Source organism: Aeoliella straminimaris (assembly GCF_024054565.1).
In the GTDB taxonomy this organism is placed as follows: Bacteria; Planctomycetota; Planctomycetia; order Pirellulales; family Lacipirellulaceae; genus Aeoliella; species Aeoliella straminimaris.
Genome location: NZ_JAMXLR010000036.1, coordinates 486,546 through 501,799, shown reverse-complemented (window position 1 = coordinate 501,799; position 15,254 = coordinate 486,546). Strand labels below are relative to the sequence as shown.

The window sequence follows — 15,254 nt, the reverse complement described above, 5'->3', positions numbered from 1 at the left end:
CTTAAAGCCGGTGGTATGGCGCTGCTGAAATCCGTCCTCCGTGCATGCCGGAGTTGCTATAGAAGGACAAAAGGAAAATCACCACCCACCAAAATCCGTACCTGGATTGGATCAGAGCTTGCGCCCGGATCTCAAACCGATGGCACGGAGATTTCTACGGTAAGCGAGCTTGGTAAGTGAGCGCCAGGTAGGGTGAGGCACTCAGGCGGAAGAAAGTGTAGCGAGCCAACTCCCTGGCTTAGCTATCACAACCCCCAATGTTCGTCGCACACCAAGACACAAGCCATGTGCGACAACGCCCGATTTCCCTATCGTTCGTCTTTTTGCAATCTCCTTTTGCGGGTAAGCCGTGTCACTCGGCAGTTGAAAAGATGCAAGTCGTGGATGAATCTAGTCCATCAAGACCAAAACGCAAGTGCGGCGGAACATTTTGCGACAAATAAACTGTTGAACCCCAATATGCTGTGCTAGATGGGACTATCCGTAGTGTGATAGCATTTTCACGCCAGCTAGCCAGAAAACAGTGGTCCGGCCAAGTGGAAGCCCAAAGAAAAGATGGCCGCGTCGACCAGCAAATGGCTTATCCATGCAGGAAATATAGACTCTGAGCGGCTATAGAGCCAAGCCCAAACGCCGCCACCCATAGCCACGCATAGAGCCAGGAAAATCGTCATGCCGGGGGAGTGTGCGAAGTAGGCCCACAGCACCACCACATGGTGGGCGGCAAACGCGAGGGAAGAAATCACGATCGCCCAGCTTAGATTTACGTATTGCCGCATGCCACTGAATACGAACCACCGCCAGTAGTACTCTTCGAGTAAAGAGTGAAACAGAGAATAGAACACTCCCAGGGCGATGAAACCGACGGGACTGTCGACCCCCATCTCCCTGATCTTCTCACGAATGGGCTGCAATGCCTGCTCCAGCAGTGGTTGACCCTGCAGCCCCCAATACAGCAGCCATAATGCAGCGGCCACGGCCAAACCGAAAGCGATACCAAGGCCCGTGCCGCGGGTGCTCCAACGCGGCCAGCCCAGGCGTTCTCGCCACGCTACGGCGGTCCAGACCACTGGCAGCGAGAACTGCACCACCTTGGCGATCGAGAACACCACCTGCTGCACGCCCGACGGCCAACTGGCGGCCCACACAAAGTAAACCAGCGTTACCAGTGTGGGCAGCACGCAGGCGAACGCCAACACCCAGGGATCAAGCTTCCGCCGTCGCTGCATCGATCGATTGCCCACTGTATGTGCTCCGCCGCTTTACCCGACTGGCTGCGCCGTCTATCTTCGCTGGAAACGTCTCACGTCCCTGCTACCCCCGCGAATCGCCTTCAGAGAATTGCCAACTGCCATGCGTTACTCTCGTGTCCACGTCGAATCGTTGGGTTACACGCTGCCCGCGAAAGTGGTGACCACCGAGGCCATCGAGCAACGTCTAGCGCCCGTCTACCAGCGACTGAGGCTTCCCGAGGGCCGCCTCGAGCTGATGACCGGCATTGCCGAGCGGCGATTCTATGCTCCCGGCACGCGCCCCAGCACTATCAGCATACAGTCGGCCCGACGGGCGATCGAGGCCAGCGGCATCGACCCGAGCCACTTCGGTGCTCTTGTGCACGGCTCGGTTTGCCGCGATTTCCTTGAGCCGGCCACCGCGTGTCGAGTGCACCACGAATTGGGACTGCCGGACAGTTGCGTGATCTACGACGTGTCGAATGCATGCCTGGGACTCCTCAATGGAATACTACAGGTGGCCAACATGATCGAGCTCGGTCAGATTCGGGCCGGCGTGGTCGTCGGCACCGAAAGCGGTCGCAACCTGGTCGAGGGCACCATTGAGCAACTCAACACCAATACGTCGCTTACCCGCAGCGACATCAAACTGGCCGTCGCTTCGCTGACCATTGGTTCGGCCAGCGCCGCGATCGTACTGGCCGATGCCGAACTGACCAGCACCGGCAATCGGCTGGTGGGTGGCGCGGTTCACTGCCGTACCGAACAGCATCAGCTTTGCCAAAGCGACGGCCACGCAGAACTGATGCAGACCGACAGCGAAAAGCTAATGCACGAAGGCGTTGCCACAGGCCGGGCGACTTTTGAGTCTTTTGAGTCCGAAACTGGCTTCTCGCCAGCCAGCATCGATCGGACGTTCTGTCATCAGGTGGGCGTGGCGCATCGCAAACTGCTGTTCGACCAACTGGGACTCGACACCGCGCTCGACTACGCCACACTCGAAGTGCTCGGCAACACGGGCTCGGCCGCGCTACCGATCACGATGGCTCGCGGCCTCGAGGAGCGACCTGCAGCACCGGGCGATCGGATCGCGATGCTCGGTATCGGATCAGGCATCAACTGCGTCATGCTGGGCTGCCAATGGCAAACGACCAAGGTCGCTGGCGGCCTCGAAGAAGCTTAGCACTCGGCACCGGTGCCACGAGAGCCGCTTTCCAGCGATAGAGAAGAGATTTGGCCGGACCGCGATCAACCGTTGGAGATGATGATCATCAAAATGCCCACGGCGGCCACGGCCACCAGGCCAATGGTGACGATCAGGCCCCAAGGCGTCTTCTTATAGGGGCTCGTGTACCCCGGTGGGTGCAGCGGGTTGTAGTCGTATTCGCCCGAGAAGCGCGGCTTCACCTCTTGTTGCTGCTCCAGGAACTCTTCCTCGAACAACGACTTGGTGGGAGGTCCGCTGGAAGAAGTGGAGGGAGACTTGGGCTTGGTACCCGGACCGCCCAACACGTCCGAGGAGCGTGCTCGATCCCTGTCCTTCTTGCTCGATGTGGGCTCGTCGTCTTCGATCGGCGCCAGGCTAATGTCGTCGTCATCAATAATCACATCGGAGTTGGCGGAGTCGTCCAACCGCCGGGTGTCGCGATCGGCCGCGGCGTTCGACATGGTCTCGCTGCTGGGCGGAGTGCTGATGGCGCTGCTCGGCGGACGGACCCCAAAGCGGGTGAGAATACCGCTGCCAACTCCACTGCCTTCGTCGCTCGGCTCAATGCTGCCGCCACGAACCTTGCGGCCGCGGCTCGCCAGCCACTGCGTTAGCTTGTCGGCCACATCGCTGGCCGTCTCAAACCGCAGCTCCGGCCGCTTGTTCATCATCTTCTGGCAGATTTCGACCAGCGACATCGGCAACTCGGGCCGCAACTTCAGCAGGTTGTCCGGCTCTTCGACCTGATGCTTCAGCAACCGTTCGCTGATGGTTCCCTCGGGGAACGGCGGCCGGCCCGTCAACAGGAAGTACAGCGTACAGCCCAGGCTGTAGATGTCGCTGCGATGGTCGGCTGAATGGCTGTTGAGTGCTTGCTCGGGCGCCAGGTAGTCGGCTGTTCCCAGCACGTTCTCTTCGTTGGCCAGGGTGAGCGAAGTCTGGTCTTCTTCGGCCAACTTCGCCAGTCCCAGGTCGAGCAGCTTGACGGTTTGTGCGCGATCGACCAACAGATTGGCCGGCTTGATATCGCGGTGCACCAGTTCCTTGGCGTGGGCGTGGGCCAGTCCGGTGGCGGCCTGGGCGATGTAGTCCGCGGCCATATCCGGTTCCAGCGGACCACTATCCGACACCAGGCGGTGCAGGTCCTTGCCGTCCACGTACTCCATGACGATGTAGTGGATGTCGCCTTCGTTATCGATGTCGAAGGCACGCACGATGTGCGGATCGTCGAGCTTCGCAACAGCGCGGGCTTCCAGACGGAACCGCTCGAGGTACGACGAGTCCTTCACACGACTCTTGGGAAGAACTTTGATGGCCACCCGGCGACGCATCAAGATGTGCTCGGCCAGATAGACGGCGCTCATACCGCCCTTGCCGACTTCGCCCAGCAATTTGTACTTGCCCAGGCGGAAACCTTTGTGCTTGCCGGCCAGCAGCTTCTTGCTCTGCCATTCGGTCAACAGACCTTGATCGACCATCTCGGCCGCGAGCACTTCGGGGTCGTCAGGTACAGACCCTCCGTGCTTCGCAGCGGTTTTCTTGAGGAACGACTCGATTTGGTCGTCTTCAACGAGTTCGCTGCGTTTCAGGTCGTGGAGCAGTTTGTTAGTGATGGCCTCTGGCATCAGTTTGGGGGCTGGATGAATCGGCCGCCTGAAAAGTGTGTCTCTGTTCCGCTTGTTCTCTACGGTATTGCGTGCGCTGGAACAACGAAATGTGGTATCCGGCCGGGCCCCTCGCGCAGCCCTGCGCACGCGTTGCGGCCCCCAGCGGCCATCGACCGCCAGCTTGTGGGGCCGCCGTAGCGGACCCGAGGGTCGCCTTCTCCTCACCTATCACGATAGCACGACCGGCCTAAATCATCCAGTAGATTTCACTTGGGATTGCCGGCAATCCCCCTGCCCCGCCCGGTCCAATCGCTAAGATCCCTCCACGCACCGCCGGACGATATCTGCATCGAAATAGTTGGTTTCCATCCCTGCATCCACGACCACCCGCTGCGTGTTAATCCCCGCAGATCGCGGACTTAGGAGAAAAACCGCCGTGCTGGCCACCTCTTCGGTGGACACTGCCCGATGCCGCAACGTGGCCTGTTCGGCGAACAAGTAGCTGTCCACGTAGCCCGGTATGCCCGCAGATGCCGAGGTTTTTAGCAATCCGGCCGCCACCGCGTTAAACCGAATCTCGCTGTCTGCGCTGAAACTCTTTGCCAAAAACGCTAACGACGAGTCGAGGGCCGCCTTGATCGGGGCCATGTAGCCGTAATTCTCGCTGGCCATGCGAGTGGTCGAAATCGAGATGGTCACCACCGAAGCATCTCGGGCAAAACGTTCTTTTAGCGCCCGAGACATCGCCAATAGCGAGTAGCAGGAAACGTCCATCGTGCGCAAAAACGCTCGCTTCGACGTTTCGTGAAACGCCTTCATCCCGTCTTCATAGTCGGCGAAGGCGATCGAGTGCACGAATCCGTCCAGCACCTCGCAGCGGCTGGCCACTTCGTCGGCCAGTCGCTCGATCTGATCCTCGTGCTCTACGTCGCAAACCAGCACGTCGTCTGGATTGCCGCCGGAAATATTGCTGACGAGCTTCGCCACCTGTTCACGCCGTTCGGGACTCCGCACCGAGTACAGCACCCGACAGTCCGCTTCCGTCAGCAGTCGCGCGATGTGCCAGGCCACGCTTTTGCGATTGGCCACTCCGGCTACCAAGACGGTCTTACCAGCAAGTTGTAGGAAATCGGCAGGCATGATTGTAGCCCGACACTCCGTGCCGGTGGATAGGCTTGCGACGGACAGTTGAAATGATGGTGGCTTTGGTCAACAAGGTAACGGATCGGAGCTTCACACTAATTTGGGCTGGTAAGCGTACAGGCAAACTCGAACCGGCAGGCCAGCTTACCGGTTTCGTGATTGGTGACCTTGGCCTTCAGGAAAAACGCGTCGGCCAGTCGTTCGGTCAGCTCGACCTCGATCTTTACGCTACTCCCCGGCAGCACCATGTCGCGGAACTGCACGTTGTTCGCCCGCGTCGCCACCGGTACGGCTCCAGGCTTGTCAGCCGCGTGCTTGGAGAGCAGAACCGCCCCGGCCTGCATGCTGGCCTCGCACAGAATCACGCCCGGGGTGATGGGAAACTCTGGATAGTGCCCCGCGTACCAGAACTCCTCGCCAGTGAAACGCTTCAGGCAGACAATGCGGTTTTCTTCCTGCTCCACGATCTCGTCGATCAGCAGGAACGGCTCGCGATGCGGGATGGCGGCTTTGATTTGGTCTAGGGACATAGGCTCTTGGTGGATCTTAATCAGTCGCGGATGGACGCGGATCTTGGCGGATTGTCGCGGATCAGAATTGGATTGGTTGCGACTACATCTCAGTCCGGCACGTCGACGTACTCGTGGCACTTCGGGCAGGTTTCGGTCATGCCCCGACGGTCGCCAGGGAAGGTAATTTCAGCACCGCAGTCTTCGCACTCGAAAGTGATGTCGCCTAGGGCTTCCTTCGCCTGCTCGGTGGTTTGCACTTTTCCAAGCAGCTTCGCGGCGGTCTCCAGGTGCTCCTCTGGCACCAGCAGCTTCACCCCTCCCACGGCGTTCGACCACAACCAGTTCACGCCAACGGAGCCTTCGTTCTCCAGAAAACTATCAATGCCTTCCTGCCGCAGCACCGCTTGACACACCTGGGCATCGGCAATCGTCAGGAACGACGTCAGTTTAATGAGTCGCGAATCGTCCGCCTCGTCGAACGATTCCTGGTCAACGTGCTCGCGGGAAACGCCATTCGCCCGCGACTCGGGCGACTTGTACGGATTCTCGTCATTCATGATGCAGTGGTGCGAGCCCCCCTCATTCCGTGGCGAGCTGCTTCTCTACGCCCGAGGTCGACGTCGAGTTGTTGGTCTCGAGTTGACTGTCCACTTCGTTGGCGACGATCACCCCGTAGTTCATCGCGCCCAGCCAGCCACTCATGATGATGCCGACACTGCCGGCGTGGTACAGGCCGGTCACTTGTTGGGGCAAGGCGCGGCTTACGGCCAAGCCTTCGAACTTGGTCCCAAAGCTCGCGCCGGCGACATGAGCCGTGTAATGCTTGAACGTCAGCGGCGTTGAGGCTTCGACGTGCACCACACGGTTGCGGACGTTCGGCACGTACTTCTCCAGCGCGTCGAGCGTCGTCTCGCACAGGTCCTGCTTACTCGCCTCGTACTCGTCCTCGGGCAGCTTGGCCCAGTCGTCGTAGTTGGCGTTGGTGCTCGAGACGATCATGCACCGCGGCCTGCCTTCAGGGCGGGTCTTCGGATAGTAGAACGAATAGGTGCGGCTGGTGATGTCGCGTGACAGCAGCGCCTCGGTGCGGAAGTAGGGCGCGGTGCTGCTAAAGAGCAAATCGCCCAACTCTTGGACATCGAGCCGGTCGTCCTCCTGCAGGGCCATGTACACCTGCGTGCTGCTGTTGTTGAGCCGCACGGCCTGGGCGTCGTCGATGAAGTTCTTGTCGAACTTGTCCTCGCCCACCAGATTGAAGATCGTCGCCTTGAGGTTGGCGTTCGACACCACCGCGTCGCATTCGATGGTGTGGGTCGCTCCCTTGGCGTCGACCTCGATCGACTGAACCGCGCCGTTCTTCAGGTTGATCTTCTTGGCGTCGCAATTGATGGCGATGGTGACGCCGCTCTTCTTGAGTTCCTCTTCCATCTGCCCGATTAGCTTGTCGGTGCCACCCTGGAAGGTGAACACGCCCTTGGACATGAAGTTCGAAAACACGATGCCGTAGCTGATCGCCGGATCTTCGAGCGTCGAACCGTTGGCATAGGTGATCGGTTCCATGAGCAGCCGGATCACGTCTTCGCGGCCGGGGAAGAACTCGTCGAACAGCTCCCGCGTGGTGGTCTGCTGGTCGTCGTAAAAGTTCATGCCCCGCGCTTTGTCGAAAAACGCGTGCACCTGCTCGGGCGCGACGCCGAACTTCTCGATCAACTGATTGGTGAAGTCCTCGCGAGTGAACGAGGTCCACAGCGAGAACATCGGGTTGTCGAACCGCACACCGTCGAGCTGGACGATCGAATCGGCGATTTCCTTCGACCAGTACCGACGGCAGCTCTTCACCATGCCATACGGAAAACCGTGCAGCGAGATGTCGAAAATGTGGCCGCCCGGGCGTTTGAACCACGTGGCCATACCGCCGAGTTTGTAATGCTGCTCGAGCAGCAGCACGCTGCGGCCCTGCCGAGCCAGGATATTGGCCGCGGTGAGCCCGGCCAGGCCGGCACCGATCACAACGACGTCGTAGCGACTTTGGGCGTCTTTGAGGAAGTCTTTGGGCACAGCAGTGGGGTCAGGGATCAGGGGACGGGGGTCAGGGACGAACCCAAGAGTTTACCAGGATTTCTCGGAACGCTCGATGGGGCCCAAAATAGCCGAGGATCTACGCTTCCGCGGTTCGCCGTGAACTCTCACAAGTCGGCCACCGAGCGTTTCCAGCGTCGCTCCTGCCTGAGCAAAGCTAGCCAGTGATGGGCCTGCGAGAAGTGCTCCGCCTCGGGGGTATCCTGCCAGCGGAAGAAGGCGTCTTCCATGAGCTGGAAAATCCGATCGCTCAAGATCCACTCCACCGCTTCGGCATTTTGAGCGTCGAGTTTAGCATAGTAATCTTCCAAGACTTTATGGCAACTGATGGCCGGCCAATCGTATACGCCGACGCTGGTCGCAAGATGCGTTGTGGCAACGTACGCCAACTCCTCATCATGCAGGTCGCTGTCCCAAATCTCCAGGAACTCAGCAATCGAGTCTTCGGCATGTGCAATGATGCTAAGCCATACCCTCGGCGCCGCCAGCACCTTCGAGTCGCTAGCAAGTAGCGCCGACCAGAGTGCCAGGTAGAAACGGTGAATGGCCTCACGCTCTCGCTCAGGCCAACTGCTCCACCGACCATATCGGAGCTTGTTGCTTACCATGCAGGGCTCGAGTTCGGATGCCATATCCGACTCAATGGGCACGACCCGAGGGACAATCAGCTCCAGCAGTCGCGGCACAAAGTGCTTGAAATCTTCCTCCGTACCCCAAGTCGTCATTGCCTTCCAATGATACGGCGTGAGATCGGCGCCCGTCAGCTTTCGTAGGGGTGTGCTCCTAAGTATTTCTTCCTTCGTGAACTTCGGATCGCAAAGTTGCTCACGCCACCCTTCCGGGAGTCGATAACCGCCAAAAGTGGCATACAGCTCCTCGATGCACTCCTTGAGCTGCGCTTCGCGATTGGCAGTAATATCACTCACGGCACATCATGCACCCCTGGGACTGAATCAAACCTCAACTACCCTGACCCTGGCGAGACTATACGGGTTCGCGAAGTAGGGGACTTCGGCGGTTGGATCACCTTGGTTCCCAGGGCTGCGCCCTGGGCTTTCGAAGCGCGCTGCTTCGCAGCTAGCCTGAGGGGCTTCGACAGACTATTCCACCCGCTTCGCCCGAAACACCACCTTGTACTCCCTGCCCTCCTCCACCGTCCGCGGGTTCGGCACCAGGATGAAATCGTCGGTCACCACGGGCTTCAATTCCTCCCCCTCGACGATCTCCACTTCCCCAATGCGATTGGGCAGGAAGGCCACCATCGGGCGCCAGCCACGCTCTGAGCCATTCATGTTTATCGGCTCGAACGACTTCGCGCCGCGGCGGGGAGTGAGGGTGAGCGTGTAGGTGTCGCCATCGACCTTGAGCTCTTGGTCATAGGCGCAGTCGCCCGGGGCCATTTTGGCTTGCCAGGCCGGGTCGCCGTAGAAGGCCAAGGTGTCGCGGTCGTACTCCAGGCCGCGGCGGTCCTGGTCGGTCGTCTCGAGTTTGTGCAACAGGGCAATCTGGTTGGCCAGAAAGGCCTCGCTAAACGTGTAGCGGCCCGGCTGTTCGACGAAGTAATCGAGGCAGCCCCAGCCCGCGTACCCAAACCAAGTGGGCACCGTGTAGCCGATCATCTGCCGGACGCCGGCGTCGTGCATCCAGGCCAGCGCCATCGCGTCGGGCCCGTCGATGTGGCCCATCAGACAGTTGCCGATCGGCATGTAGACCTTCACGTTCGGCGAATCGACCTCGTGCACGTCGCCCGCGGTGTCCTGACCGATCATCTCGCCCGCGTGCGATTTGAAGTAGCCGTTGCGGTAGCGGAAGCCGATTTGCCAGTTTCGCTCTGTGGCGTGGCCCGACGTGACGAACAGGTCGGGCTGGTAGTCGTTCAAAGTATCGACGAGTGCTTTGGTCGAGTCGGCCGGCCCTTTGGTCAGTTCTGCCTCCCCGCCCTGCTCTTTGACCACCAGCTTGCCCTGCACCAGTTCGTCGAAGCACCTGCCCTCTTCGCACATCTCGAGCGCCACCTCGGTGCCGGCCGCCACTTTGTGAATGGTGAGTGGCTTGCTGGTCTTGGCAATTTCAAGTGCGTTGGCTGCGTCGTAGCCGGTCAGGATGCCCCAGCGGGTGTCGGTGTAAGGATCGTCGTCGTACTGGCGGGTCAGTTGATGCACGGCGGCCACGAACTCCTTCGTGGCTTCCTCGGGCCGGGCGACAAAGCAGGTGAACCGTGGATGCTGCTGCTGAAGTTCCGACTTCGCCTCGTCGAGGCGGTCGGCATACATCACCAATGCACCGCCATGCTTCTCCTGCAGCGTCTCAATCACCTCGTTCCACCCCTCCTCATCCAGGGTGGCTTTCGAGAAGACGATGGCGTAGTCATCGGCCACGGCCAGCGGAGCTAGCGAGAGTAACAGGCAGAGCGAAGCGTATTTCATCGGGAGGGCCCTCGGAAGGAATGTGGCGGGACAGCATCAGCATACCGCACCGCAATGGCTTATTCCAACAGGGCCGAATAACCAAGGAGCTAAGCCTCGCCTCGAGAGTTAAAGAGTCTCGTCGAGCCGAATCCAAACCAGAATCCCTGAACCGGATGTCTTCAGGTATTCGCCACCCTCGACGTTAACGCCCTTTGGAATAAAACGGCGACGCAAGAGGACAAGTGGCCCTTCGTCGTCACAGACTTGCGTGTTTGCACCAACTCCACTGCCAAAGCTACTACTCTGATCCCGCATTGCCGATAGCTGCTCCTCGGTGAGGACCCGTTTGCTCTGGGAACCACCAAATCTGACCGAGAGCTTCCATTTTTCATCCAAGTCCTGGAAGACAGCTACGGTGACAATCAGCTCTTGGGCGTCGTGACGTAGAGTCCCTACACCGCCAAGTACTTGCATCTGGTCCGCTGCGGGAATATCGCCCACTTTTGCCCCCATCCAGACCTTTCCTGGTCCAGCTGGCACCCAGACCTTCCATCGCCAGACAAGGGGGCTCTCGGACTCCAATCGAATCGCATGCAGCTTGGTCGGATCCTCAATGGTCAAATACCCCGCCTCGTCGCGAAGCCGCTGAACCTCCGCGCGCAAGGGAATCAGCTCCCAACTCAGCACCACGATCGCGAGCGCCATTGCTAGAAACACCGTGGCCAACAAGAGCGTGCGGAGCGAGAACCGTGCGTGTCGAGATGGCTCTGTAGCATCGCCGCTCATTCTCCGTCTCCTTCCTCCTCTTGCGGTGCAATCCACACCATGAAGCCGTCGGTCGGACCGTCGATTTGCTTCGTCGTGTAGCTATCAGGCTGGCCATCGGAGTCGCGCGAGAGAACGACTATCTCATGCGCCCGAGCGCGATACACCAGCATGGGCTGCGTCGGTTCGTGAAGTTCCACCTTTTCGCCAATGTCCTGCCAGCCGTAGGCCATCTGGCCGGTCTCTTTGTTCACGATCCAGTCATTCCACATTTCAGAGATGCCGATTCTGGCACTCTGGCTAGAGTTCACATCTTCGTCCACCGCGTCGATGTCGAAGTCGACCGCCACGGTTCGGGTCGGCTCGCCAGTCTCTTGATCGAAGCGACGGTTGATCTTCACCTTCATTAGATAGGTGCCCGGCTGCAGGACGGACGTGTTCGGGTGATCGCCCACTCCATCTTTGGGTATGCGGTTCGCCTGGTAGCAGGCGAGGTACTTCCGGCCCGGTGGCAAGTAGATGCGATACTTGCGTGGGGCATCGTTTTCGCTGGGGGCGCGAATGGCGTGAATTTTCGCGGGGTCTTCGAGCTCGAAGATGCCGAGCATATTGCGGTACGTTTTGTTCTCGGCATCGAGTTCGTTGTTCCGCGCCTCCAGCCTGGCATTCCGCCGGCCTGACGAATACAACCCCACCCCCAGCGCGGCAATGGTGATTAGCCACACCAGCGTGAGGAGTGAGAATCGCGCACCGAGTTTGGTTTGTGGTGCGGAGGAGTCTGTCATTGTGGTTCCAGCCAGATTAGCAGTCCTGCGGATGGATCTTCAATCGTCGACGACTTCTTGGCAGTGGCCGATACTCGATGGCGAAGCATTACCACGGGTTCGGTTGGCTCGAAGCTCTGGGTGTAGGGACCTACGTCCTGTGTTCTGCCTCTCCAGTCGACCCACTCGGCCCAAGGGTGCTTGCCACCGGAGCGGGAGAAGTCGTCAATCTCCAGGGTGCCGATCGGTTCGCCATCGGCGGAGTCCTCAATCACGCGATAGGCTACCACATGCTCACCGGGTTCGAGAACGTCAGATATTTCTCCACTATCGGGCAAACCCTCTTTGGGAACGGGCCCGCCGTGCATGTTCAATTGGTAGCGTTTGCCGGGCGGAATATAGATTCGCCAGCGCCAGTGGCGACTGCCTGGGCTTGCGATACTTATGGCGTGCAGCTTCGTCCGGTCTTCAATGTATAGTTGCCCGCGACTCTCCCGCATTTCCTTGAGTTCACCGCGCAGCTCTGAACGCGACGAGTACAACAGCACCACGGTTGTACCCAGGCCAACGATGGTGGTGAGCAGCGGCAAGGCAAGCAGCGAAAACCGCGCGCCTCGCTTTGATTGTGATTCTGCAGTTTCGCTCATCGGGGCTCCAGCCAAATCAGAAAACCGGGCAGCGGATCGTCGGCATTTTTGGGCGGGTTGTCTTCGTTCGTAAAGCGGCGGCGGGCAATAAGGATACGTTCTCCCGGCTCGAATACCTTGGTGGAGTCGCCCACGCCATGGCCCCCGCCGGACCAACTGCTCCATTCAACCCAAGGCTGCTCGTCGCTGCCGAGGCTTCCGCCATCGTAAACGAGTTTGCCCGCCCAACCACCTCGCTTGGGATCGCGTTCAATCACGTAACGAATCACCTGCTCGCCGGGCTGGCGGAGATACGTGGTACCGCCACCGATATCTGGAAATCCTTCCTTAGGGACATCCTCGCCAACGGCTCGCATCTGGTAATTTACGCCCTCGGGAATCCAGATGCGCCATTTCCACTCCAGTTTGCTGCCCGAGGGAACCTGGATGGCATGAATCTTCGACTTGTCGCGCACATCGAGCTCACCCACCTCGGCCCGCAGGCGTTTGACCTCGGCCCGCAGGGGAGCGACTTCGCGGTAGAGCATGCCCACGGAAATGGCGAGCGCCACAATGGTGGTCACCAGCACCAGCGTGAGGAGCGAGAATCGGGCACGGCGTTTTGTTGGCAGTGGAGATTCAGTCGAAGTACTGGCATTCATTTCTGTTCCTCCAGCCAAATGAGCAGGCCGTCGGTCGCATTTGGTTCGGGAATGGGAGGAATCGAACCGGTGGCCGATTGGTAGAACACTCGCTTGCGGAGCAACGTGAAAGGCGTTCCCGATTCCGCCACACGGATGGTGCTGCCCACGCCGTTGAATGAACTCCCACGTGATCCCTCGAGCAACCACTTGGCCTCCTCCGTAGCGATGGGCTCGTAGGTGGTCACTCCTTCGCACGCAATAGCACATCGCAATTCGCCGGTTGGCTTGGTTTCTATCCGAGCCGTGATCAGGGTCTCGCGTCCCTCTTTCATGTGTCGGAGCGTAAGACCGCTAACAGCCGGGAATTCGCCCTTCGGCGGGATCTCTTCGACCTTGGTGCCCACAATCCAAGCCGTCTCGGGCGGAACCCACACGCGCCACTTCCAGGCCCAGTCGTTGTAGGTCTCGATCTCGATGGCTTGCAGCTTGGTAGGGTCGTCCACCAACAGTTGACCTGTCTCCTCGCGCAACGTGCGAACCTCGGTCCGCAGCGGTGCGAGTTCGCGGTACAACAAGACCACGGTGATCGAAAGACCCACGATCGTGGTCACCAACACCAGAGTGAGGAGCGAAAAGCGGGGACGGGCGCGATACGTTGAATCTTCTTGAAATTCCATACTTGGCTCATTGTAACACACGGGCACTTGCGCCATGTGTATTCGCCGTGCACAAGAGAATATTGGGACGCTTTCCGGCGAGGGAGAGTTCCTCGTCGTTGGGGGAATGGAGACCGAAAACCGGCTCCGGTATCCGATCAGCCGATCCTCAATCCCGCAGGCAGTGCATATTCGCCATCGAGATACCGCTGATGATGGCGCCGATGATGCCGACGAAGCCCTGATCAGTGCCACAGACGAACAGGTTATCCAGGTGCGTGGTGCCGTCGAGCTGTTTGTCCGGTGCACCATATACGGCGCCATTGTCGTGCCCCGTGTAGCGGACGATGGTGCCGGGGGTGAACATGTCGGTGTCGATCACGCGTGCGCGGAAATCGGGCACAAAGCGGACCGCCGACTCGACAATACGATCCCACCAGCGATGCTTCGCCAGGCGGTAGTCCGGATCGTCGAGCGCCATCCAACGATCCTGATCGGCAAGCACTGTGACGCGCATGGTGCCTTCCTCGCCCAGCGGTCGATCGTAGCCGAAGTTATCTGGCGAGCAGATCACGCCACTCCGCACGTCGCACATTTCGCCGGTCGGCTTGGTCCAATGGAACTCGGGCGAGTCGTTGAAGAACGTGATCGTCTGGTGGTAGTCGAAGGCCGAGGGTGGAACGTCCAAGGTGGCAATCGCCTCGCAGAAGCTGAGCTGTCCACTGGCTCGCGAAGAAACCGGATCGCCATCGTCACACAGCCGCATGGTCTCGCACCAGCCGGCCGAACTGAGCACCCGGCGAGCTTCGATGGTCTCGCCCCCTTCGAGTTCGACGCCGCACACATGTCCATCGTCGGTGAGGATACGCTTGACACCCGAGCGGAGCTTGAGCTCCCCACCGAGCGAGCGGAAGCGTTTCACGAGCAGCTTCAGGATGAGTCGCACTCCGGCGAATGGCCGGCCGAGTCCTTCCAGAAAGATACTGCGAAACATGATGCAGAACTGTCCCCAGTCCATGTCGTGCTCGCGGGCCGAGCCGTAGAACATGAGCGGACAGAAAAGCATTTCGACCAACAGCGGCTCGGTAATGTACGACGACACCACCTCGCGGGCCGAGAGCTGCTGATGCTCGTCGGTCAGGTCGTCGTAATCGACAATCTGGCTGACCATTTTGTCGAACGCGTCGGCCTGACCAGGAAACTGCCGGGCGACTTCGCTCCGCATCAGCTCGAACTCGTTGGAGAACGACAGCTTCGCGCCAGGGAAGACAATCTGCGAACCGTTCTGCGGGGAGATTTCGAAGTCGTCCCAGGAAAAACGCAATTGGCGCAGCAACCGGGCGAGCGGACCACGCTTTGCTCCTTTGGGCGTGATATTCGTCAGCGCGTGCAGACCGACGTCGTAGTTGCGGCCGCGGAGTCGGTAGAACGAGTTGAGTCCACCGATTGTGTAGTGGCGTTCGAGAATCGCCACCCGCTGCCCGAAGTGAGCCAGCCGTATACCGGCCGCCAACCCACTCATGCCCGCGCCAATGATGAGAGTGTCGTACATATCGGGAATGACCAAGTTCGAATGACCAATGACCAATGCCCAATAGTCTGGTCATTGGT

The 15,254-nt window shown here is 59.6% G+C and carries 15 protein-coding genes; 1 reads left to right on the top strand and 14 read right to left on the bottom strand.

Annotated elements, in window-relative coordinates; genetic code table 11:
• Positions 1–509 precede the first annotated feature (509 nt).
• On the bottom strand, positions 510–1,244 hold the full coding sequence (locus NG895_RS30585; protein ID WP_252852613.1) for a CPBP family intramembrane glutamic endopeptidase: 735 nt from the start codon (positions 1,242–1,244) through the stop codon (positions 510–512).
• A gap of 109 nt (positions 1,245–1,353) precedes the next feature.
• Between NG895_RS30585 and NG895_RS11390 the strand changes: the two genes are divergently transcribed.
• Positions 1,354–2,415: a 3-oxoacyl-ACP synthase III gene (locus tag NG895_RS11390; RefSeq protein WP_252852612.1), complete on the top strand. Its 1,062-nt coding sequence runs from the start codon at positions 1,354–1,356 to the stop codon at positions 2,413–2,415.
• 65 nt (positions 2,416–2,480) lie between these two features.
• Here NG895_RS11390 and NG895_RS11385 read toward each other — a convergent pair whose 3' ends face one another.
• From NG895_RS11385 to NG895_RS11325, 13 genes are all read right to left on the bottom strand, one after another.
• Positions 2,481–4,064: a serine/threonine protein kinase gene (locus tag NG895_RS11385; RefSeq protein WP_252852611.1), complete on the bottom strand. Its 1,584-nt coding sequence runs from the start codon at positions 4,062–4,064 to the stop codon at positions 2,481–2,483.
• Between the two features lie 294 nt (positions 4,065–4,358).
• Positions 4,359–5,186 (bottom strand): enoyl-ACP reductase FabI, encoded by an 828-nt coding sequence (locus tag NG895_RS11380; protein ID WP_252852610.1) that lies wholly within the window; start codon positions 5,184–5,186, stop codon positions 4,359–4,361.
• Between the two features lie 98 nt (positions 5,187–5,284).
• The gene (locus NG895_RS11375) at positions 5,285–5,719 is read right to left on the bottom strand and encodes a 3-hydroxyacyl-ACP dehydratase FabZ family protein (RefSeq protein ID WP_252852609.1); all 435 of its coding nucleotides are present in this window, start codon (positions 5,717–5,719) and stop codon (positions 5,285–5,287) included.
• 89 nt (positions 5,720–5,808) lie between these two features.
• Entirely contained in the window at positions 5,809–6,258 is a 450-nt protein-coding gene (locus NG895_RS11370; protein WP_252852608.1) for a putative signal transducing protein, read from the bottom strand.
• Positions 6,259–6,280: 22 nt separating this feature from the next.
• Positions 6,281–7,759 carry a phytoene desaturase family protein gene (locus NG895_RS11365; RefSeq protein WP_252852607.1) on the bottom strand — a complete coding sequence of 493 codons (1,479 nt, stop codon included), beginning with the start codon at positions 7,757–7,759 and terminating at the stop codon, positions 6,281–6,283.
• Between the two features lie 128 nt (positions 7,760–7,887).
• On the bottom strand, positions 7,888–8,706 hold the full coding sequence (locus NG895_RS11360) for a hypothetical protein (protein WP_252852606.1): 819 nt from the start codon (positions 8,704–8,706) through the stop codon (positions 7,888–7,890).
• 174 nt (positions 8,707–8,880) lie between these two features.
• Positions 8,881–10,206, bottom strand: coding sequence for a hypothetical protein (locus tag NG895_RS11355; protein ID WP_252852605.1), 1,326 nt, complete (start codon positions 10,204–10,206; stop codon positions 8,881–8,883).
• Positions 10,207–10,314: 108 nt separating this feature from the next.
• Entirely contained in the window at positions 10,315–10,974 is a 660-nt protein-coding gene (locus NG895_RS11350; protein WP_252852604.1) for a hypothetical protein, read from the bottom strand.
• Positions 10,971–11,738: a hypothetical protein gene (locus tag NG895_RS11345; RefSeq protein WP_252852603.1), complete on the bottom strand. Its 768-nt coding sequence runs from the start codon at positions 11,736–11,738 to the stop codon at positions 10,971–10,973. The genes NG895_RS11350 and NG895_RS11345 overlap by 4 nt, the downstream gene beginning before the upstream one ends.
• The gene (locus NG895_RS11340; protein ID WP_252852602.1) at positions 11,735–12,364 is read right to left on the bottom strand and encodes a hypothetical protein; all 630 of its coding nucleotides are present in this window, start codon (positions 12,362–12,364) and stop codon (positions 11,735–11,737) included. Before NG895_RS11340 ends, NG895_RS11345 begins: the two co-directional genes overlap by 4 nt.
• Positions 12,361–13,005: a hypothetical protein gene (locus tag NG895_RS11335; RefSeq protein WP_252852601.1), complete on the bottom strand. Its 645-nt coding sequence runs from the start codon at positions 13,003–13,005 to the stop codon at positions 12,361–12,363. Before NG895_RS11335 ends, NG895_RS11340 begins: the two co-directional genes overlap by 4 nt.
• Positions 13,002–13,664 (bottom strand): hypothetical protein, encoded by a 663-nt coding sequence (locus NG895_RS11330; protein WP_252852600.1) that lies wholly within the window; start codon positions 13,662–13,664, stop codon positions 13,002–13,004. Before NG895_RS11330 ends, NG895_RS11335 begins: the two co-directional genes overlap by 4 nt.
• A 148-nt stretch (positions 13,665–13,812) precedes the next feature.
• Positions 13,813–15,195, bottom strand: coding sequence for a phytoene desaturase family protein (locus tag NG895_RS11325; protein WP_252852599.1), 1,383 nt, complete (start codon positions 15,193–15,195; stop codon positions 13,813–13,815).
• Positions 15,196–15,254: the final 59 nt, after the last annotated feature.